Genomic DNA, 17,681 nt, shown 5'->3' with positions numbered 1-17,681 from the left:
GTAATGTAAGGCCCATAAGGGGTGCCTAAGTCCTGGGCTGGGGCACCGAGCGGAACGAGGGAAGTGACGGGTTCGTGACTGCGTCCACCAAAAGGCTGTTCACGTCGGAATCGGTGACCGAGGGCCATCCCGACAAGATCTGTGACGCCATCAGCGACTCGATCCTCGATGGCCTGCTGAGCAAGGACCCGCGCAGCCGGGTCGCCGTCGAGACCCTCATCACCACCGGCCAGGTGCACGTGGCGGGCGAGGTGACCACCGAGGCGTACGCGGACATCCCGACCATCGTGCGCGACGTCATCCTGCGCATCGGCTACGACTCCTCGGCCAAGGGCTTCGACGGCAACTCCTGCGGCGTGAACGTGGCGATCGGCTCGCAGTCGCCGGACATCGCCCAGGGCGTGGACACCGCGTACGAGGCGCGCGTGGAGCCGGCGTCGATCGAGGACGAGATCAACCGCCAGGGCGCGGGCGACCAGGGCCTGATGTTCGGCTACGCCTGCTCGGACACCCCCGAGCTGATGCCGCTGCCGATCGCGCTGGCGCACCGGCTCTCCCGCCGGCTCACCGCGGTCCGCAACGACGGTGTGCTGCCGTACCTGCGCCCGGACGGCAAGACCCAGGTGACCATCGAGTACGACGGTGAGAAGCCGGTGCGCCTCGACACCGTCGTCGTGTCCACCCAGCACGCGGACGGCATCGACCTGGAGCAGATGCTCGGCGTCGACGTGAAGCAGCACGTGGTCGAGCCGGAGCTGGCCGAGCTCGGCCTGGACACCACCGGGGTCCGGCTGCTGGTGAACCCGACCGGCCGGTTCGTCATCGGCGGCCCGATGGGCGACGCGGGGCTGACCGGGCGCAAGATCATCGTCGACACCTACGGCGGCATGGCCCGCCACGGCGGCGGCGCGTTCTCCGGCAAGGACCCGTCGAAGGTGGACCGCTCGGCCGCCTACGCGATGCGCTGGGTGGCCAAGAACGTGGTCGCCGCGGGTCTCGCGAGCCGCGTGGAGGTCCAGGTGGCCTACGCGATCGGCAAGGCCGCACCGGTCGGCCTGTTCGTGGAGTCCTTCGGCACCGAGAAGGTGGACCCGGCGAAGATCCAGTCCGCCATCACCGAGGTGTTCGACCTGCGCCCGGCCGCGATCATCCGCGATCTGGACCTGCTGCGCCCGATCTACGCGCCGACCGCGGCCTACGGCCACTTCGGCCGGCCGGACCTCGACCTGCCGTGGGAGAGCACCTCGCGCGCCGAGGCGCTGCGCTCGGCGGCCGGGGCCTGACGGCCCTGAAGCCTCTGAAGCCTCTGAAGCGAAAGCCCCCGTCCGGGAAGTCCGGGCGGGGGCTTTCGCGTCGGTGGGGTCTGGTAGAGATCACGGGGTGAGCAGCTCCGAACCGGCCCCGCTGTGGGAACTCCCGGAGCCTTCGCGCACCGAGCCGGGGCCGAAGGCCGCGCCGGCGCGCGCGCCGAAGTCCGCGGGCCGGCCCGGGGCGCGGAAACCCGGGCCGCGCAAGGGACAGCAGCAGCCGGCGCCCGAGCTCCCGGTGGCGAAGGTCGTGGTCGACATCCCGCTGGCGCACCTGGACCGCACCTTCGACTACCAGGTGCCGGAAAAGCTGCACGAGGCCGCGGTGCCCGGCTGCCGCGTGCGGGTGCGGTTCGCGGGGCAGCTCGTGGACGGCTTCCTGGTCGAGCGCACCGACACCACCGAGTACGAGCGGAAGCTGGCGTTCCTGGAGCGGGTCACCTCCAGCGAGGCCGTGCTGCCCCCTTCGCTGCTCACCGTCTGCCGGGCGGTGGCGGACCGCTACGGCGGCACGCTTTCCGACGTGCTGCGGCTGGCCCTGCCGCCGCGGCACGCGAAGGTGGAGGGCGAGCCGCCCGCCGAGCCGGCCCCGGCCCCGCCGTCCCCCGACGTTTCGGCGTGGGCGCGGTACCAGCGGGGTCCGGCCTTCCTGGAGGCGACGGCGGAGGGCAAGCCCGCGAACGCCGTCTGGCAGGCGCTGCCGGGGGAGGACTGGCCGCGCCGGCTCGCCGAGGCCGCCGCCGCGGCCGCCGCGCAGGGGCGGGGCGCGCTGCTCGTGGTGCCCGACCACCGGGACCTGGACCGGGTGCACGCGGCGTGCGCCGGGCTGGTGGGCGAGTCGGCCGTGGTCGCGCTGATCGCGGGGCTGGGGCCGGCGGAGCGGTACCGGCGGTGGCTCGCGGTGCTGCGCGGCGCGGTGCGCGTGGTGGTCGGCACCCGCGCGGCGATGTTCGCGCCGGTGGCCGAACCGGGCCTGTTCGTGGTCTGGGACGACGGCGACGATCTTCACCTCGACCCGCACGCGCCGTACCCGCACGTGCGTGACGTGGTGATGGACCGGGCCCACGCGGCGAAGGCGTCGCTGCTCGTGGGCGGTTTCGCGCGGACGGCGGAGGCGCAGCTGCTCGTCGAGTCCGGCTGGGCCCAGCCGGTGCTGGCCGACCGGGCCGAGCTGCGCGCGGCGGCCCCGCGCGTGACCCCGGTCGGGGAGGACTTCGACGTGGCCCGGGACGAGGCGGCCCGCGTCGCCCGGCTGCCCGCGGTGGCGTTCGAGGCGGCCCGGCAGGCGTTCGCCGCGGGGCTCCCGACGCTGGTGCAGGTGCCGCGGCGCGGGTACGTGCCGGGGCTGGCCTGCGGCCACTGCCGGACGGCCGCGCACTGCCGCCGTTGCGCGGGCCCGCTGGCGCTGCCCGGCGGTTCGGCCGACGGCGCGCCGAAGCCGCCCGCCTGCCGCTGGTGCGGGGTGCCGGAGACGGCGTTCCGGTGCGTGGCTTGTGGTTCGGGGCGGCTGCGCGCGGTGATCGTCGGGGCCAAGCGCACCGCGGAGGAGCTGGGCCGGGCCTTCCCGGGGGTGCCGGTGCGGACCTCGGGGGCCACGGAGGTGCTGGCTAGCGTGCCGGGCCGCCCGGCCCTGGTGGTCTGCACGCCGGGGGCCGAGCCGGTGGCCGAGGGCGGTTACGGCGCGGCGCTGCTGCTGGACGGCTGGGCGCTGCTGGGCCGGCAGGACCTGCGGGCTTCGGAGGAGACGTTGCGGCGCTGGATGGCCGCGGGCTCGCTGGTGCGCCCGGCCGCGTCGGGCGGGCGCATCGTGGTCGGCGCGGAGGCGGGGCTGCCGGTGGTGCAGGCGCTGGTGCGCTGGGACCCGGCCTGGCACGCGGCGCAGGAGCTGTCCGAGCGCCGCGAGCTGGGGTTCCCGCCCGCCGTGCGGATGGCGAGCGTCGAAGGCACTCCGGACGCCGTGGCGGGCGTCCTCGACGACCTCCCGCTGCCCGGCACCGGCGAGGTACTGGGCCCGGTCCCCCTGGGCGACTTCGACGAGGAGGGCAACGCCGCCCGCGAACGCGCCCTGGTCCGGGTCGCCCGCCCGGACGGCAAGACCCTCGCCGCCGCCGTCCACGCCGCCGCCGCCCGCCGCGACGCGCGCAAGGCGACGGAGCCGGTGCGGATCCAGCTCGATCCGCTGGACTTGATCTAGGGCGGTGGTTGCGCCGATCGGGTAGCGCTCGCGGCCCGGCGCGAGGGCGGACGGGGTGGAGCCGGGCGCGTCACGGCCGCCTCGCCCCGGTGCTGCCGGTCTCGCGCGATTCGCTGATCGGCCCAGGAAAGCATCGCCGGTGGCTCGCCACGGTGACCGGGCCGCAGCCCGGTTGCGCCGTTCGTGGGGCGCGGCTCCTGCGTCTGCGGGCTTCGCGCCTGCGCCGTGGGCCCATAAAGTGGGAACGGGGGGTGAGGACCCGGTTCCCGCGACCGGGGCCGCCCCCGAAACCGGCGGCGGCACCGGCCGGTCCGGTGAGAAGGGGTGCCAGGCCATGCACTCGGCTTTGGTCCGGCCGGCCGGGCCGGCGGATCTCGGGGTCCTCGCCGCGGCGCTGGGCGAACCCCGCTACTTCGAGGACCGCCTCACCCGGCAGGCCGCGGGACTCGGCGTCCTGCTCACCGCCTGGCGCGGTCCGCAGCCGGCCGGCGTGCTCTACCTCTGGCTGGAGGACGCCGAGGAGGCGCCGATCCGGTGGCACCTGCCGCGCGTTCCGCTGCTGACCCACCTGGAGGTGCGGGAGGGGCTACGGAACCAGGGCATCGGCCGGGCACTGGTCGAGGCGGCCGAGCAGCGCCTCGTCGGCGACGGTCACGAGCGGGGCGCTCTCGCCGTCCGCACCGACAACCAGCGAGCGGCGCGGCTCTACCGCCGGCTCGGCTACCGGGACTGGGGCCGCGGCACCGTCGTCTGCCACTCCTTCGACGGCGTGCCCGAGGCCGAGCCCGTACCCGAGCTGTGCTTCGTCCTGGTCAAGCGGCTGGTCCCGGCCGGTGTCCACCAGCCGTCCGGACGGGCGGGCCGCGACCACCCCTGAGCCGCGCGCCGCGGCGATCCCGAGCGCGCGCAGCACCCGGTCGAGGTCCGGGCGCCCGGCGGTCCCGGCTCGCAGCTTCGCCAGGTGCGCGCGCCAGAGCTCGCGGTCGGCCCGCCACGCGGCCAGGTAGGCGACGCAGAACTGCGGGGTGATGCGGTGGCTGCGGCCCAGCGAGGCCCGCAGCGCCACGACCATCCGGGCGCGCAGCGCCGCGTCCAGCGCGGGGGCGGCCTCGACCTGCCGGATCGTCCGCCGGATGAAGTCCTTGCGGCCGGCCAGGAAGTCCCGCCAGTGGCCTTCCGTGGCCGCGGTCAGGTCCCGGCCGTGGTCGAGCAGGCTGTAGAGCCCTTCCGCCAGGGTGTCGCCCAGCTCTTCGGAGTAGGCGCGCTCGGCGTTGCGGTACGGGTCGTAGTCCGACTGGAACGCGGTGCCCGTGAGCGCGGTGCGCCGGAGCCGGTCCTCGGCCAGCAGGAAGAACCAGTCCTCGTTGTAGATGTCCGGGAAGAACGAGCCGAACGAGGGGCGCGAAATGGCCAGCGCGCCGCCGCCGACGAAGGTGTCCTGCCGGCCGCCGGAGTCGCGGAAAGCGTGGCACACCACGGAGTTGTCCGGCATGCCGACGTTGGCCAGCCCGGCCGCGGCGTGCGTGTCGAGCAGCCCGGCCGCCGCGCGCAGGTCGCCCGGTGCAGGCAGGGCGATGTCGTCGTCGAGGAACAGCACCTTGTCCCAGCCGGCCAGGTCCGCGACCAGCAGCCCCAGGTTGCGCTTGAAGCTGGTGTCGGTGCGGCGCTCGAACCGGTTCTCGCGCAGCAGTTCGCTGGAACGGAACGCCGGCACCAGGTCGCGCCGCCGGACGTCGATGTCGATCGCGCGCACCCGCACGCCCGCCCGGTCCGCCTCGCGCGCGGCCGAGGCCGCGCGCGCGTGCACGCTGCACAGCAGCAGCAGGGTGGCGCCGGTCTCGCGCGCCGCCTTGATCGCGTGCCGCAGGTAGGGGGCGGAGCGGCCGTTGGGCACGATGATGGCGTCGAGCCGGCCTGCGGGCGCGGACTGCGCCGGCACGACGTGCAGCAGGCGCTGGTGCGTCGGGTGCTGAGCGGCCACCGGCAGGAGCGCGGTCATGCGGTGCTCGTTTCCGGCCACTCGTGCAGCCGGTTCGCCGCCAGGGTCCAGTCGGGGGTCAGACCCGGGCTGTTGAAGACCGGGACCCGGCTGATCAGGCTGAAGGACTCCGCCCCGCCGAACCGCGTGTTCAGCCAGCCCTGGTTCCGGTCCCAGAACAGGCGGTCGGTCAGCGCGCGGACCACTCCGTAGGTCCCGCGGCCGAACGTCCCGTTGCACACCGTGACCGTGCGCTTGCGGTTGAACGGGTTGGCCCCGTGGTAGAGGTGCGCGACGTCGGACAGCAGGTGGCCGTCGTCGTCGAGGCGCGCGGAGAAGAAGCCGGTGCTCCCGTCCGGGTGGGTGACCTCGAAGCCGCCGAGCGGGCCGGAGTCGCCGTCGCGCTCGACCTGCCGCACGGGCAGGTTCACCCAGTCCAGGAGCTGCCGGGTCTGCACGTTCCAGTCGACGCCGCCGAGCAGGATCAGGTGGGAGTTGTACTCGTCGCGCTTGAGCCGGTTGCGTTCGTCCGTGGTCCGGAAGGTGACCCGGTTGGTGGGGTTGCACGCGCGGATGTGGCCGTACAGCTCGATCAGGGAGTCGAGGTCGGCGTAGGTGTAGAGCTCGACGTAGTCCGCGCTCTCCGGGTTCGCGTAGGGGTGGTCGAGCAGGTAGGGCGGCAGCCTGGCGCAGACGATGATCACGTCCTGGCCTTCGGGGAACTGCCACAGGTGGTCCGGCGGTGGGACGAGGCCGGGCTTCGGGGCGGCAGCATCGGTTTCCTCGACACCGTCGCGAAGGTGCCGCAGCTCTTTCAGGAGCTTTTCCCGGGCTTGCCGCTCGGCTTCGTTCAGCTCGGCGAGGGGCAGGACCCGGCACCGGTCGCCTTCGGTGGAGCGGATCGTGGCGAAGAACGTCGCGTAGCTTTCGAGCCGCCGCGGCGGCGGCAGGGTCGGCTTGGCCGCGTTCTCCCAGGAAGAGAGCAGCCCGGTGCTCAGCCCGAACGCGTCGGCCAGCTGCTTCTGGGTGATCTGCACTTCCGGCCAGGCCTCCTTCCGCAGCGAGCGGAGGCGTTCGGCCAGCGGGGGGCTGCCTTCGGTCACGACTTCAGACCCTTCAGTGAATTTCAGCTCCAGGGTGAATGCGCGGGATTCTACCGCACGAGTCCGGGAATCGCCCGGGTGGCGGCAGTGGGGGTATCGGATGGTGGTCAAGGGGTGTTACCGGGCGATGGAAGGGGCCGATCTGCTGGTTCAGCGTCGGTAATGGGGCACGCTCCGGCATTGTTCAGTTCAGGTTCAGGCTCTATAGTTATAGATATGAAATTTCATTAAATTTCAGTATCGGAAAGTCAGGAGCCGGCCATGAGCACTTCAGTGTCAGCGCCAGTGGTGGACCTGCCCAGGCACCGGGCGATCGTGGTGGTCGACATCGAGGGCTCGACCATGCGCACCAACCCGGCCCGCGCCCGGCTGCGGTCGGGGCTGCGGGTCCTGCTCGACGAGGCGTTCCTCGGGTGCGGGATCGAGGAGTCCTACCGCGACCCGTACGTCGACCGCGGAGACGGGGCGCTCTGCCTGGTCCGGCCGGTCGACGAGGTGCCGAAGGCGATGCTGATCGCCCGGTTCGTCCCGGTGCTGGCCGCGGCGCTCCGGCAGTCCGCCGAGCTGGTGCCGGAGGCGGCGTTCCGGCTGCGCGTCGCCGTGCACGCCGGCGAGGTGCACTACGATGAGCACGGGCCCTACGGCGAGGACGTCGACGTCGCCTGCCGCCTGCTCGACGCGCCGGAAGTCAAGCGCCGCCTGAAGAACTCCGATGAGCCGCTCGCTCTCGTGGTGTCCGAGGAGATCCACCGGGCCGTGGTCCGGCACGGCTACGCCGGAATCGACCGGGGCGCGTTCACCCAGGTCTTGCACGTGTGGGTGGGCGGGCAGCGGCTGCGGGGCTGGATCCGGGCCGACGGCGCGGACCTGCCCGGCGCCGGGCTCTCGGCTTAGCCCCGGCCGCGGGGAAGCCGGAGGACCCGACCTCGACCAGGAAGGCCGGTCATGGACGCGCACGGGTTCTGGACCGCGCTCCCGGCCGACGGCCGGGCCAAGATCGCCGGTCTGGGCACGCGCCGCACCTACCGCCGCGGCGAAATCCTGTGCCGGGAAGGCGATCCGGGCGGGATCGTGCTGGTCCTGGTCCGCGGCCACGCCCGGATCATCACCGTGACCCCCGACGGCCGTGAGGTGCTGATCGCGGTGCGGGGGAGCGGGGACGTGGTCGGCGAGCTGGCCGCGATCGACGGCGGCCCCCGGTCCGCGACGGTGGAAGCGCTGGAGGCGGTCGAGGCGCTGGAACTGGCCGGCGGCCGGTTCACCGCCCTGTGCCGCCGGGAACCGGACATCGCCTGGGCCCTGCTGCTCGTGCTGAGCGAGCGGCTGCGCGCGGTCGGGAAGCAGTGGCTCGACCTCGGCGGCGGGGCGATCGCCCGCCGGGTGGCCGCGCAGCTGATGCAGCTCGCGGTGCAGCACGGAGTACGCCGCGGTGCGGATATCGAAGTGGCGGTGCCCGGCACTCAAGCAGAACTGGCGATGACAGCGGCGATTTCGCGGGAATCCTGGGCCCGGGTCACCCGGGAGCTGCGCACCCGGGGCGTGATCAGCACCGGCCGCGGCCGGCTGACGATCCACCGGATGGACGAGCTGCGGCGGTTGGCGCGCTGAGCCTCCGGCCGGCCGGACCGGGCGGGTGGTGGGCGTGGGCCGGCCGCCTTTCGGCGCCGGCGCCGGAAACCGATCCGCCGAACGTGTCTGCTGACACAGATTCCGGGACGCACCAGGGGTTTGCTGAAGCTCTACCACTGAGGGAGGCACCCATGGAACCGTTTCTTCCGCTACCGCAACCGATCCGCTGGCGTCGCGGGGTCTACGCGGCCGCGCTGGTCGTCCCGTTCACCGTGGCGCAGGTGTGGGCGCTGCTGGTGCTGCTGAGCGTCGCGCCGCTCGACGGGCTCGTCGGGCAGGCGTTCCTGGTGTCGCTGCTGGGCTCGCTCGCCGCGGTGGTGGCGGGCTGGCGGTGGACCTGGCTGCTCACCTCCGAGCGCCGCCGTCAGCGTGACCGCTACGCCGCCCGCGTCTTCGACCGCGACCGGTCCGCCCGGCCGCTGACCCGGGTGTGACCCCCGCGGCCGCAGGCGATCCGGCGATCGAGTGATGCCCGGCCGGGAGATCTCGGCCGGGCATCACGCGTGCGCCCGGGGCGGCTCGGGCCTCCTGCCTCCGATGTCGGCAAAGAACGGTCAAGGACGGTGGGCCAGTGCGGTCAGGACGATTTCCCGCGCCGCATCGATCGTGGCCGCGAGGGAGGCCGGGTCACGGCCGAGGCGTTCGGCGCCCGCGCGCATGACGCCGGAGAGCAGCTCCACCTGGAGCCGCACGTCGCCGGAGTCGTGGAACTCCCCGCGCGCGACGCCGTCCCGGACCACGTTCTCCACTTCGAGCACGATCGCGCGGAACGGCCGGTCCGGCCGTTCGGCGTCGCCCGGCGCGGAGCCCGGCCGGAACATCAGCTGCAGCGTCCGGTCGGTGAACGCCCGGAGGACGGTCTCGACGATCTCCCGCATCCGGTGCGCGGCCGGCTCTTGCGCGCGGGCGGCGATCGCGGCCACCCGTGCGACCGTGGGGCGTCCGGCCTGCTCGGTCAGCGCGAGGATCAGGCCGCTCTTGTCGCGGGCGTAGTTGTACAGGGTGTTGCGCGCGAGCCCGGCGCGGGCGGCGATGTGGCCCATGGTGATCGAGTCGTAGTCCCGCTCGAGCAGGAGCTGCCGCATCGCCTCGGCGAGGCCGGCCCAGACCAGCTCGGTGTGCTCCTCGATGTTGGCTCCACGAATCCGGGGCATCGGCCCATCCTCTCCGATCGCGCGGCCGGGCGGGTTCCCGCCTGCCCGGTCACCCGAGCTGGGCGCCCGCCATCGCGACGCGCGCCAGCTCGGGGTGCTCCTGGTGCGACGCGGTGAGCTTCACCCGGGTGAACCGCCAGCCCTCCGGTGTGCGAACCGCTTCGTTGTCGTAGAACCCGACGACCAGCCACCGGTCCGGTCCACCGCCGGCGAGGGGCCCCGGCACCCAGTGCTCGGCCCGCACGTGCGCGTGCACCCGCGCCCGGTCGCCGTCGAGGTCGACGACGTGCCCGGTGATGGCGTGGTGGGTCGCCACGAAACCCGCGAAGGACCCGCGGAGCCCTTCGAGGTAGTCGCCGAGCGGAACGGTCATCGGCGGGGTCCCGGCGACGGACTCGAAGTCGATGGTCAGCGGGTCGGTGAACACGAGCCCGGGCGACCCGGTGAAGCCGGCGAGGTTCGTGAAATCGGAGAGATCGGCGTACCGCCCGAACAACTCGACGAGATCGGCATGATCGGTGGACCGGGACATGGGCGGACCTCTTTCTTTGCGACACTCTGTCGTAAACGATACGACGATGTGTCGCAAAGAACAAGGTGGCCGGGACCGGCTCGTGGGGATCCGTCGGTCGCGGGGCTCGCCGGACCGGGGCCCGCGAGCGCGTCCGGCTGGTGCGGGCCGCGGGGACAGGGCTGGGCCGCCCGCGGCGCCGGGTCGCCGGACTTCCGCGCGGCAGCGGCTGTCCGGCGTCCCGGGGGCCGGGCGGTCAGCCGGCCAGCTGGCGTTTCACCTCGGCGGCCACGCGAGCGCCCTCGGCCCGTCCGGCGACCTTCGGGCGGATCAGCTTCATCACCGCGCCCATCGCGGACGGGCCGGTCGCGCCGGACTCCCCGACGGCGGCGGCCACCACCGCGGCCAGCTCCTCCTCCGTGAGCTGGGCCGGGAGGTAGCCGGTCAGCAACTCGGCCTCGGCGCGCTCCCGGGCGGCGGACTCGGCGCGGCCGCCCTTCTCGAAGGCTTCCGCGGCGTCCCGGCGCTTCTTCACCTCGCGGGTGATGATCTTGAGCACTTCCTCGTCCGACAGCTCGCGGGCGGTCTTCCCGGCCGTCTCCTCGTACCCGATCGCCGACAGGGTGAGCCGGAGCGTGGCCGAGCGCAGCCGGTCGCGGGCCTTGATGGCGGTGGTCAGATCGTCGTGCAGGGTCGCCTTGAGCGTGGTCATGCCCTGATCCTGGCACCACCCGGCCCGGTTCGCGTCCGGGTTTCCCGGCCCGCGCCGGATCCGGGGGCGCCGGTCCCCCCAGCCCGGGCCCGGTGCCGTTCCCGCCGTCGCCGGGCCCGCGCCGAGCCGGGCGGGAGGGGGCCTTCTAGACTCGACCCCGATGTTCCACCAGTGTGAATCCCCCCTTTCCCCGGCGGAGGTGCCGTGATGCGGCTCGTCTTCGCCGGCACGCCCGATCCCGCCGTGCCCTCCCTGCGCGCCCTGCTCGAATCCGGGCGGCACGAGGTGGTCGCCGTGGTCACGCGGCCCGACGCCCAGGCCGGGCGCGGGCGGCGCGTCGTGCGCTCGCCCGTCGGGGCGCTCGCCGACGAGCACGGCATCGAGGTGCTGACGCCCGCGCGCGCCGGTGACCCCGCGTTCCTCGCGCGCCTGGCCGAGCTGGCGCCCGACGCCTGCCCCGTCGTCGCGTACGGGGCGCTGCTGCCGCAGTCCGCGCTCGACATCCCGGTGCACGGCTGGGTCAACCTGCACTTCTCGCTCCTGCCCGCCTGGCGCGGCGCCGCGCCGGTGCAGTCCGCGATCCGCGCGGGTGACGAGATCACCGGCGCGTCCACCTTCCGGATCGTCAAGGAGCTGGACGCCGGGCCGGTGTTCGGCGTCGTCACCGAGAAGATCGGGCCCGCCGACACCGCGGGCGCGCTGCTCGGGCGGCTCGCCGAGTCCGGCGCGCACCTGCTGCTGTCCACCATGGACGGCATCGAGGACGGTTCGCTGCGCGCGGTCGAGCAGGCGGGGGAAGGGCTCAGCTACGCGCCCAAGGTGACCGTGGACGACGCCCGCGTCTCCTTCGCCGACCCGGCCGCGGCCGTCGACCGGCAGATCCGCGCGGTGACCCCGGAGCCGGGCGCGTGGGCGGAGTTCCGCGGCGAGCGCTTCAAGCTCGGACCGGTCACGGTCGTCGACGAGCCCGGCCCGCGGCCGGGCGAGATCGTGGTGGAGCGCCGGCGGGTGCTGGTCGGCACGGCGACGAAACCGTTGCGGCTGGGCGAGGTCCAGGCACCGGGCAAGAAACGGATGGCGGCCACCGACTGGGCGCGCGGCACACGGATCGACGAGGGAGAGCGCCTGCGGTGAACGAGCGAGGCGAACGGCGGCCGTCACGGCCGCAGCGGGACCGTCCGGCCCCGCGCAAGGAAGGCCCGCGGCGCCCGCCGGAGATCGACCCGGCCCGGCAGGCCGCGTTCGACGTGCTGCGCGCGGTGCGGGAGAAGGACGCGTACGCGAACCTCGTGCTCCCGCAGCTGTTGCGTGAGCGCCGGATCACCGGTCGCGACGCCGCGCTGGCCACGGAGCTGACGTACGGCGCTTCGCGGGCGCAGGGACTGCTCGACGCGGTGATCGGCGCCTGCGCGGAGCGCCCGGTGGAGAAGACCGACCCGGTGGTGCTCGACGCGCTCCGGCTCGGCGTCTACCAGCTGCTGCGCACCCGGATCCCGCAGCACGCCGCGGTCGGGTCCACTGTGGACCTGGTCCGGGCCGAAGCCGGTTCCTGGGCCACCGGGTTCGCGAACGCGATCCTGCGCGGGGTGTCCGAAAAGGACGAAACGGCCTGGCTCGACCAGCTGGCCCCGGACGAGGCCGCCGACCCGATCGGCGCCTACGCGCTGCGCACCGCGCACCCCCGCTGGGTCGCGCGGTCCTTCGCCGAAGCGCTGGGGGACAAGGGCGAGGGGCTCAAGGCGGCGCTGGCGGCCGACGACGCCCGGCCCGAGGTGCACCTGGTCGCCCGGCCCGGCGAGATCAGCGCCGACGAGCTGGCCGCGGTCACCGGCGGCGACGTCGCGCCGTATTCGCCCTACGGCGTGCGGCTGCCCGCGGGCGCCGGCGACCCGGCCGGCGCCGAGCCGGTGCGCGAGCGCCTCGCCGCGGTGCAGGACGAGGGCAGCCAGCTGTGCGCGATCGCCGCGACGAAGGCGCCGCTGGAGGGCTCCGACGAACGCTGGCTCGACCTGTGCGCCGGACCCGGTGGCAAGGCGGCCCTGCTGGGCGCGCTGGCCAAGATCGGCGGCGCGCGCGTGGACGCGGTCGAGAAGGCGCCGCACCGCGCGCGCCTGGTCGAGAACGCCACCGTGGGCCTGCCGGTGACCGTGCACGTCGCCGACGGCCGTGACTCCGGGCTCGAACCGGGTTACGACCGGGTCCTCGTCGACGCCCCGTGCAGCGGCCTCGGCGCGCTGCGGCGACGGCCCGAGGCGCGCTGGCGGCGCAAGCCCTCCGACGTCGCGGACCTGACCCGGCTGCAGGGCGAACTGCTCACCGCGGCCCTGGACCTGGTCCGCCCGGGCGGGGTGGTGACCTACGTCGTGTGCTCGCCGCACCTGGCCGAGACCGAGGGCGTGGTCGGCGAGACCGCGCGGCGGGCCAAGGCGGAGGTGCTCGACGCGCGCGAGTTCTTCCCCGGCGTGCCGCAGCTCGGCGACGGTCCGTACGTGCAGCTGTGGCCGCACCGCCACGGCACCGACGCGATGTTCTGCGCCACGCTGCGCAAGCAGTGAGGGACCTGGGGCTGGTCGCGAGCTCGTGCGGTGGGCTGGACACCCGGTTCACCGCCGAGCTGGCGAAGCCCGCGGCCGCGCGCGGCTGGCGGCTCGCGGTCACCCTCACCCCGGTCGCGCACCGCTGGCTGGAGGCCACCGGCGGTCCCGGCGAGCTGGCCGCGGCGACCGAACTGCCGGTCCGCAGCGCCGGCCGGCTCCCGGGCGAACCGCGGCCGCACCCGGACCCCACGGTGTTCCTGTTCGCTCCGGCCTCGGCGAACTCGGTGGCCAAGCTCGCCCTCGGCCTCGCCGACAACCAGGCGCTCACCCTGCTCGGTGACGTGCTGGGCGCGCCCGGCGTGACGATCGTGCTGGCCTACCAGATCCAGGACACCCGGGTGCACCACCCGGCCTGGCGCGGCCACCTGGACGCCCTCGCGGGTGCCGGGGTCCGGCTGCACCGGCTCGACCCCCGGCGCCCGTGGTCCGAGGTGCTGGACCTGCTGCCGCCCGCCGGCTGAACCGGCCCGCCGCCCCGCCCGGAACGGAACGGGGCCGGGAAGGACTTCCAGCCACGGACGGCGCCGTTCCAGCGCGCCCGCAAGGACGGCTTCGGTGCGCGATGCCGTGGCCGGGCTGGCCCGGGCCGCCGTTCTCCCGGGCGCAGGCGGCGCGGGAGCTTCGCCGGGTACCTCGGTCAGGCCCCCGTGGGCGAGGAATGCCGGTCGGCCAGGTCGTCACCGCCGGTGAGCAGCGGCGGCCCGGCGCCTCCTACACTCGGGTCGTGGCCGACCGACCCCTCATCGCACCCAGCATCCTGTCCGCCGACTTCGCCCGGCTGGGCGAGGAGATCGCCGCGGTCGCGCACGCGGGGGAGACCCGCGCCGACTGGGTGCACGTGGACGTGATGGACGCGCACTTCGTGCCCAACCTGACCCTCGGCCTGCCGGTGGTGCAGTCGCTGCTGAAGTCGACCGACGTGCCGGTGGACTGCCACCTGATGATCGAGGACCCGGACCGCTGGGCGATCGGGTACGCCGAGGCCGGGGCCCACAACGTCACCGTGCACGTCGAGGCGGCCGGGGACCCGGTGATGCTGGCGAAGAACCTGCGCGCGGCCGGGGCCAGGGCCGGGCTGTCGGTCAAGCCGGGCACGCCGCTGGAGCCCCACCTGGAGACCCTGAAGCACTACGACACGCTGCTGGTGATGTCCGTGGAGCCGGGCTTCGGCGGGCAGTCGTTCATGCCGCAGGTGCTGGACAAGGTCCGCACCGCGCGGCGCCTGGTCGACACCGGGCACCTCAAGCTGATGGTGGAGATCGACGGCGGGATCAACGCCGACACCATCGAGCAGGCGGCCGAGGCGGGGGTCGACTGCTTCGTCGCCGGCTCCGCGGTCTACGGCGCGCAGGACCCCGGCCGGGCGGTCGCCGCGCTGCGGGAGCAGGCCGCCCGCCACCGGGCCGTCTGAGGCCACCCGCGCGCGCGGGTGATTGGATGGGCGCACCCGGGTTCCGCGGGGCGGGTTCTTCACAGGGGAGGCAGTAGCGGTGTTCACCGGCATAGTCGAGGAAGTCGGCGAGGTCACGGCGGTCGAGCAGCGGACGGACGCGGCCCGGCTGACGGTGCGCGGCCCGCTGGTCACCTCGGACGCGAGCCACGGTGACTCGATCGCCGTGAGCGGCGTCTGCCTGACCGTGGTCACGGTCTCCGGCGGCGAGTTCACCGTGGATGTGGTGAACGAGACACTCCAGCGTTCCAGCCTCGCGAAGGTCGCCGTGGGCGACGCGGTGAACCTCGAGCGCGCCACCCCGGCGGGCGGACGGCTCGGCGGGCACATCATGCAGGGCCACGTCGACGGGACCGGTGTCCTCCTCTCCCGCGACGAGCACGGCGTGACCACGTTCGCCCTGCCCACGGGCCTGGCGCGCTACGTGGTGGAGAAGGGCTCGATCGCCGTCGACGGGGTTTCGCTGACCGTCGCGGCGATCACCGAGGACACCTTCTCGGTCGCCCTGATCCCGACCACGCTGGCGGTGACCACCCTCGGCCGGCGCGAGGCCGGCGACCCGGTGAACCTGGAGGTGGACGTGGTGGCGAAGTACGTGGAGAAGCTGGCCGTCCCGCATCTGGCCGGCCGGGCGCACAATGACCACGTCAGCGGGGACGGCACGAAGGAGCAGTCGTGAGCGAGACGAGGGCGGCCGAGCCGCGTGCGGGGCGGACGCCCTGCGGCGCGGGCGCGGTGTTCGACGGCGACGCGATCGAGGCGGCGATCGCCGACATCGCGGCCGGGCGCGCGGTGGTCGTGGTGGACGACGAGGACCGCGAGAACGAGGGCGACCTCATCTTCGCCGCGGAGAAGGCGACCCCGGAGCTGCTGGCGTTCATGGTGCGCTACACCTCCGGCTACGTCTGCGTGCCGCTGACCGAGCCCGAGGCCGACCGGCTGGACCTGCCGCCGATGTTCCACACGAACCAGGACGCCCGCGGCACCGCCTACAGCGTGACCGTGGACGCGGCCGAGGGCATCAGCACCGGTATCTCGGCCGTGGACCGGGCGCGCACCATCCGGCTGCTGGCCGACCCGGACTCGAAGGCCTCGGACTTCCGGCGGCCCGGCCACGTGGTCCCGCTGCGGGCCAAGGAGGGCGGCGTGCTGCGCCGTCCCGGCCACACCGAGGCGGCGATCGACCTGGCCCGCCTGGCCGGGCTGCACCCGGCCGGGGTGCTCTGCGAGATCGTGTCGCAGAAGGACGAGGGCGAGATGGCGCGGCGGGACGAGCTGGAGGTCTTCGCCGCCGACCACGGCCTCACCATCATCAGCATCGCCGACCTGATCGCCTACCGGCGCCGCACCGAGAAGCAGGTGGAGCGCGTCGCCGAGGCGCGGATCCCGCTGGCCGCGGGCACCTTCCGGGCGGTCGGCTACGACAGCCTGCTCGACGGGATCGAGCACGTCGCGTTCGTCTACGGCGAGATCGGCGACGGGGCGGACATCCTGGTGCGGGTGCACTCGGAGTGCCTGACCGGCGACGTGTTCGGCTCGCTGCGCTGCGACTGCGGGCCCCAGCTGGAGGCCGCGCTGGAAGCGGGGGCCGCCGAGGGCCGCGGGGTGGTGCTCTACATCCGCGGGCACGAGGGCCGCGGCATCGGCCTGCTGCACAAGCTGCAGGCCTACCAGCTGCAGGACGACGGCGCCGACACCGTGGACGCGAACCTGGCCCTGGGGGTGCCCGCCGACGCCCGCGACTACGGCACCGGCGCGCAGATCCTGTGCGACCTGGGTGTCCGTTCGATGCGGCTGCTCACGAACAACCCGGCCAAGCGGGTCGGGCTGGAGGGCTACGGCCTGCGCGTGACCGGCCGGGTGGCGCTGCCGATCTCGCCCAACCCGGAGAACCTGCGGTACCTGCGCACCAAGCGCGACCGCATGGGGCACGACCTGGCGCAGCTGGAGCACTACGAGCAGGTGGCGGCCGCCGAGCCGGGCGGAGAAGGGGAAGGCACCCGATGAGCGGTGGCGGACGGCCGGAGGCCGAGCTGGACCTGAGCGACTGCAAGTCGCTGCGGCTGGGCATCGTGGCCACGCGCTGGAACGCGGCGATCACCGACGTGCTCCTGGAGCGCGCGCTGGTCGCGGCCAGGGAAGCCGACCTCGAAGAGGAGCCGACCGTGGTGCGGGTGGCGGGTGCCGTGGAGCTGCCGGTGGCGGCCCAGGCCCTGGCCCGCAACCACGACGCGGTCGTCGCGCTGGGGGTGGTGATCCGCGGCGGCACCCCGCACTTCGACTACGTCTGCGACGCGGTGACCGCCGGTCTGACCCGGGTGGCGCTGGACGAAAGCACCCCGGTGGGCAACGGGGTGCTGACCTGCGACACCGAAGAGCAGGCCCAGGCCCGGTCCGGAAAGCCGGGCTCGGCGGAGGACAAGGGGTACGAGGCCGCCGTCGCGGCCCTCGACACCGCCCACGTGCTGCGCGGCCTCCGCCAGCCGTGGACCGAACGGGGATTCGTGTGAGCGCGACCGTGACCGAACCGGCGACCCTGGTGATCCGCCCCCGGCGGACGGTGATCATGTGCAGCGTGCTGGCGGTGCTGCTGCTGGCCGCGTTCGTCGTGGTCGCGGTCCTGCTCCGGAATTCGCACACCGGAGTGGTCTTCGAACCGGCCGACCAGGCCGCGATGATCGGCATCGGCATCCTGCTGTCCCTGGGCACGATGCTGCTGGCGCTGCCCCGCGTGCGCGCGGACGCCCGGGGCGTCGAGGTCCGCAACGTGATCGCGACCCGGCGGTTCGCCTGGACGGACGTGCTGTCGGTCAGCTTCCCCGACGGGGCCTCCTGGGCGCGGTTCGAGCTGCCCGAGGACGAGTACTTCTCGGTGATGGCGGTCCAGGCGGTGGACCGGGACCGGGCGGTGCTGGCGGTGCGGGCCCTGCGCCGGCTGCACCGGGCGGCCCACGAGGCGGCCTGACCGGCCCGCGTTCCGCGAGCACCTCCCGGCCCGGTCCACCGGCCATTGTGGAATGGATGCTGGGAATGGGCGCTGGGGAAT

18 protein-coding genes are annotated in these 17,681 nt (G+C 74.2%); 14 read left to right on the top strand and 4 right to left on the bottom strand.

The genetic code is table 11. The features are described from left to right. Window positions 1-74 precede the first annotated feature (74 nt). The 3 genes from metK (at window position 75) to NYF13_RS24145 (ending at window position 4,378) form a co-directional block, all read left to right on the top strand. Window positions 75-1,283: a methionine adenosyltransferase gene (gene metK, locus NYF13_RS24155; RefSeq protein ID WP_315659863.1), complete on the top strand. Its 1,209-nt coding sequence runs from the start codon at window positions 75-77 to the stop codon at window positions 1,281-1,283. Window positions 1,284-1,380: 97 nt separating this feature from the next. Further along, entirely contained in the window at window positions 1,381-3,501 is a 2,121-nt protein-coding gene (locus NYF13_RS24150) for a primosomal protein N' (protein ID WP_315659861.1), read from the top strand. A gap of 334 nt (window positions 3,502-3,835) precedes the next feature. Next, window positions 3,836-4,378, top strand: a complete 543-nt coding sequence (locus NYF13_RS24145; protein ID WP_315660410.1) for a GNAT family N-acetyltransferase — start codon at window positions 3,836-3,838, stop codon at window positions 4,376-4,378. Between the two features lie 1,118 nt (window positions 4,379-5,496). Here the strand turns inward: NYF13_RS24145 and NYF13_RS24140 are convergent. Further along, window positions 5,497-6,582, bottom strand: a complete 1,086-nt coding sequence (locus tag NYF13_RS24140; RefSeq protein WP_315659859.1) for a helix-turn-helix transcriptional regulator — start codon at window positions 6,580-6,582, stop codon at window positions 5,497-5,499. A gap of 261 nt (window positions 6,583-6,843) precedes the next feature. On the opposite strand from NYF13_RS24140, the gene NYF13_RS24135 reads away from it, so the two are divergent. From NYF13_RS24135 to NYF13_RS24125, 3 genes are all read left to right on the top strand, one after another. Then, window positions 6,844-7,476 carry a hypothetical protein gene (locus NYF13_RS24135; RefSeq protein ID WP_315659858.1) on the top strand — a complete coding sequence of 211 codons (633 nt, stop codon included), beginning with the start codon at window positions 6,844-6,846 and terminating at the stop codon, window positions 7,474-7,476. A gap of 51 nt (window positions 7,477-7,527) precedes the next feature. After that, the gene (locus NYF13_RS24130; RefSeq protein ID WP_315659857.1) at window positions 7,528-8,190 is read left to right on the top strand and encodes a Crp/Fnr family transcriptional regulator; all 663 of its coding nucleotides are present in this window, start codon (window positions 7,528-7,530) and stop codon (window positions 8,188-8,190) included. A 152-nt stretch (window positions 8,191-8,342) separates the two neighbouring features. Next, entirely contained in the window at window positions 8,343-8,645 is a 303-nt protein-coding gene (locus NYF13_RS24125) for a hypothetical protein (protein ID WP_315659855.1), read from the top strand. A 120-nt stretch (window positions 8,646-8,765) separates the two neighbouring features. Here NYF13_RS24125 and NYF13_RS24120 read toward each other — a convergent pair whose 3' ends face one another. From NYF13_RS24120 to NYF13_RS24110, 3 genes are all read right to left on the bottom strand, one after another. Next, a complete protein-coding gene (locus tag NYF13_RS24120) occupies window positions 8,766-9,365 on the bottom strand; it encodes a TetR/AcrR family transcriptional regulator (protein WP_315659853.1) in 600 nt (199 codons plus the stop codon). Between the two features lie 49 nt (window positions 9,366-9,414). Further along, entirely contained in the window at window positions 9,415-9,897 is a 483-nt protein-coding gene (locus NYF13_RS24115) for a nuclear transport factor 2 family protein (RefSeq protein WP_315659851.1), read from the bottom strand. 235 nt (window positions 9,898-10,132) lie between these two features. Further along, window positions 10,133-10,588 (bottom strand): GatB/YqeY domain-containing protein, encoded by a 456-nt coding sequence (locus tag NYF13_RS24110; RefSeq protein ID WP_315659849.1) that lies wholly within the window; start codon window positions 10,586-10,588, stop codon window positions 10,133-10,135. A 207-nt stretch (window positions 10,589-10,795) separates the two neighbouring features. Between NYF13_RS24110 and fmt the strand changes: the two genes are divergently transcribed. The 8 genes from fmt to NYF13_RS24070 all read left to right on the top strand — a co-directional run bounded on the left by fmt (window position 10,796) and on the right by NYF13_RS24070 (window position 17,600). Then, on the top strand, window positions 10,796-11,722 hold the full coding sequence (gene fmt, locus NYF13_RS24105) for a methionyl-tRNA formyltransferase (protein WP_315659847.1): 927 nt from the start codon (window positions 10,796-10,798) through the stop codon (window positions 11,720-11,722). Next, complete coding sequence (locus NYF13_RS24100) at window positions 11,719-13,143, top strand: transcription antitermination factor NusB (protein WP_315659845.1); 1,425 nt, start codon at window positions 11,719-11,721, stop codon at window positions 13,141-13,143. Before fmt ends, NYF13_RS24100 begins: the two co-directional genes overlap by 4 nt. Next, window positions 13,140-13,646, top strand: a complete 507-nt coding sequence (locus tag NYF13_RS24095; RefSeq protein ID WP_315659843.1) for a flavoprotein — start codon at window positions 13,140-13,142, stop codon at window positions 13,644-13,646. Before NYF13_RS24100 ends, NYF13_RS24095 begins: the two co-directional genes overlap by 4 nt. Before the next feature lie 263 nt (window positions 13,647-13,909). Then, window positions 13,910-14,596 (top strand): ribulose-phosphate 3-epimerase, encoded by a 687-nt coding sequence (gene rpe / locus NYF13_RS24090; protein ID WP_315659842.1) that lies wholly within the window; start codon window positions 13,910-13,912, stop codon window positions 14,594-14,596. Window positions 14,597-14,675: 79 nt separating this feature from the next. After that, a complete protein-coding gene (locus NYF13_RS24085) occupies window positions 14,676-15,314 on the top strand; it encodes a riboflavin synthase (protein WP_315659841.1) in 639 nt (212 codons plus the stop codon). A gap of 56 nt (window positions 15,315-15,370) precedes the next feature. Then, the gene (locus NYF13_RS24080; protein WP_315660409.1) at window positions 15,371-16,642 is read left to right on the top strand and encodes a bifunctional 3,4-dihydroxy-2-butanone-4-phosphate synthase/GTP cyclohydrolase II; all 1,272 of its coding nucleotides are present in this window, start codon (window positions 15,371-15,373) and stop codon (window positions 16,640-16,642) included. Then, window positions 16,639-17,145, top strand: coding sequence for a 6,7-dimethyl-8-ribityllumazine synthase (gene ribH / locus NYF13_RS24075; RefSeq protein ID WP_315659839.1), 507 nt, complete (start codon window positions 16,639-16,641; stop codon window positions 17,143-17,145). Before NYF13_RS24080 ends, ribH begins: the two co-directional genes overlap by 4 nt. Then, window positions 17,136-17,600 carry a PH domain-containing protein gene (locus tag NYF13_RS24070; protein ID WP_396287706.1) on the top strand — a complete coding sequence of 155 codons (465 nt, stop codon included), beginning with the start codon at window positions 17,136-17,138 and terminating at the stop codon, window positions 17,598-17,600. Before ribH ends, NYF13_RS24070 begins: the two co-directional genes overlap by 10 nt. The last annotated feature ends 81 nt before the right edge of the window (window positions 17,601-17,681 follow it).

Origin of the sequence: Amycolatopsis sp. PS_44_ISF1 (genome assembly GCF_032335455.1) — a bacterium.
Lineage (GTDB): Bacteria > Actinomycetota > Actinomycetes > Mycobacteriales > Pseudonocardiaceae > Amycolatopsis.
Note: the sequence above shows the minus strand (reverse complement) of the source record. Positions and strands in the feature narration are given on the sequence as shown.

What these genes read in the sequence shown, in the direction of transcription:
- NYF13_RS24135 (WP_315659858.1), top strand. Translation starts at nt 6,844, where the DNA reads ATGAGCACTTCAGTGTCAGCGCCAGTGGTGGACCTGCCCAGGCACCGG.
- fmt (WP_315659847.1), top strand. Translation starts at nt 10,796, where the DNA reads ATGCGGCTCGTCTTCGCCGGCACGCCCGATCCCGCCGTGCCCTCCCTG.
- ribH (WP_315659839.1), top strand. Translation starts at nt 16,639, where the DNA reads ATGAGCGGTGGCGGACGGCCGGAGGCCGAGCTGGACCTGAGCGACTGC.
- NYF13_RS24110 (WP_315659849.1), bottom strand. Translation starts at nt 10,588, where the DNA reads ATGACCACGCTCAAGGCGACCCTGCACGACGATCTGACCACCGCCATC.
- NYF13_RS24120 (WP_315659853.1), bottom strand. Translation starts at nt 9,365, where the DNA reads ATGCCCCGGATTCGTGGAGCCAACATCGAGGAGCACACCGAGCTGGTC.
- NYF13_RS24145 (WP_315660410.1), top strand. Translation starts at nt 3,836, where the DNA reads ATGCACTCGGCTTTGGTCCGGCCGGCCGGGCCGGCGGATCTCGGGGTC.
- NYF13_RS24125 (WP_315659855.1), top strand. Translation starts at nt 8,343, where the DNA reads ATGGAACCGTTTCTTCCGCTACCGCAACCGATCCGCTGGCGTCGCGGG.
- NYF13_RS24115 (WP_315659851.1), bottom strand. Translation starts at nt 9,897, where the DNA reads ATGTCCCGGTCCACCGATCATGCCGATCTCGTCGAGTTGTTCGGGCGG.
- NYF13_RS24130 (WP_315659857.1), top strand. Translation starts at nt 7,528, where the DNA reads ATGGACGCGCACGGGTTCTGGACCGCGCTCCCGGCCGACGGCCGGGCC.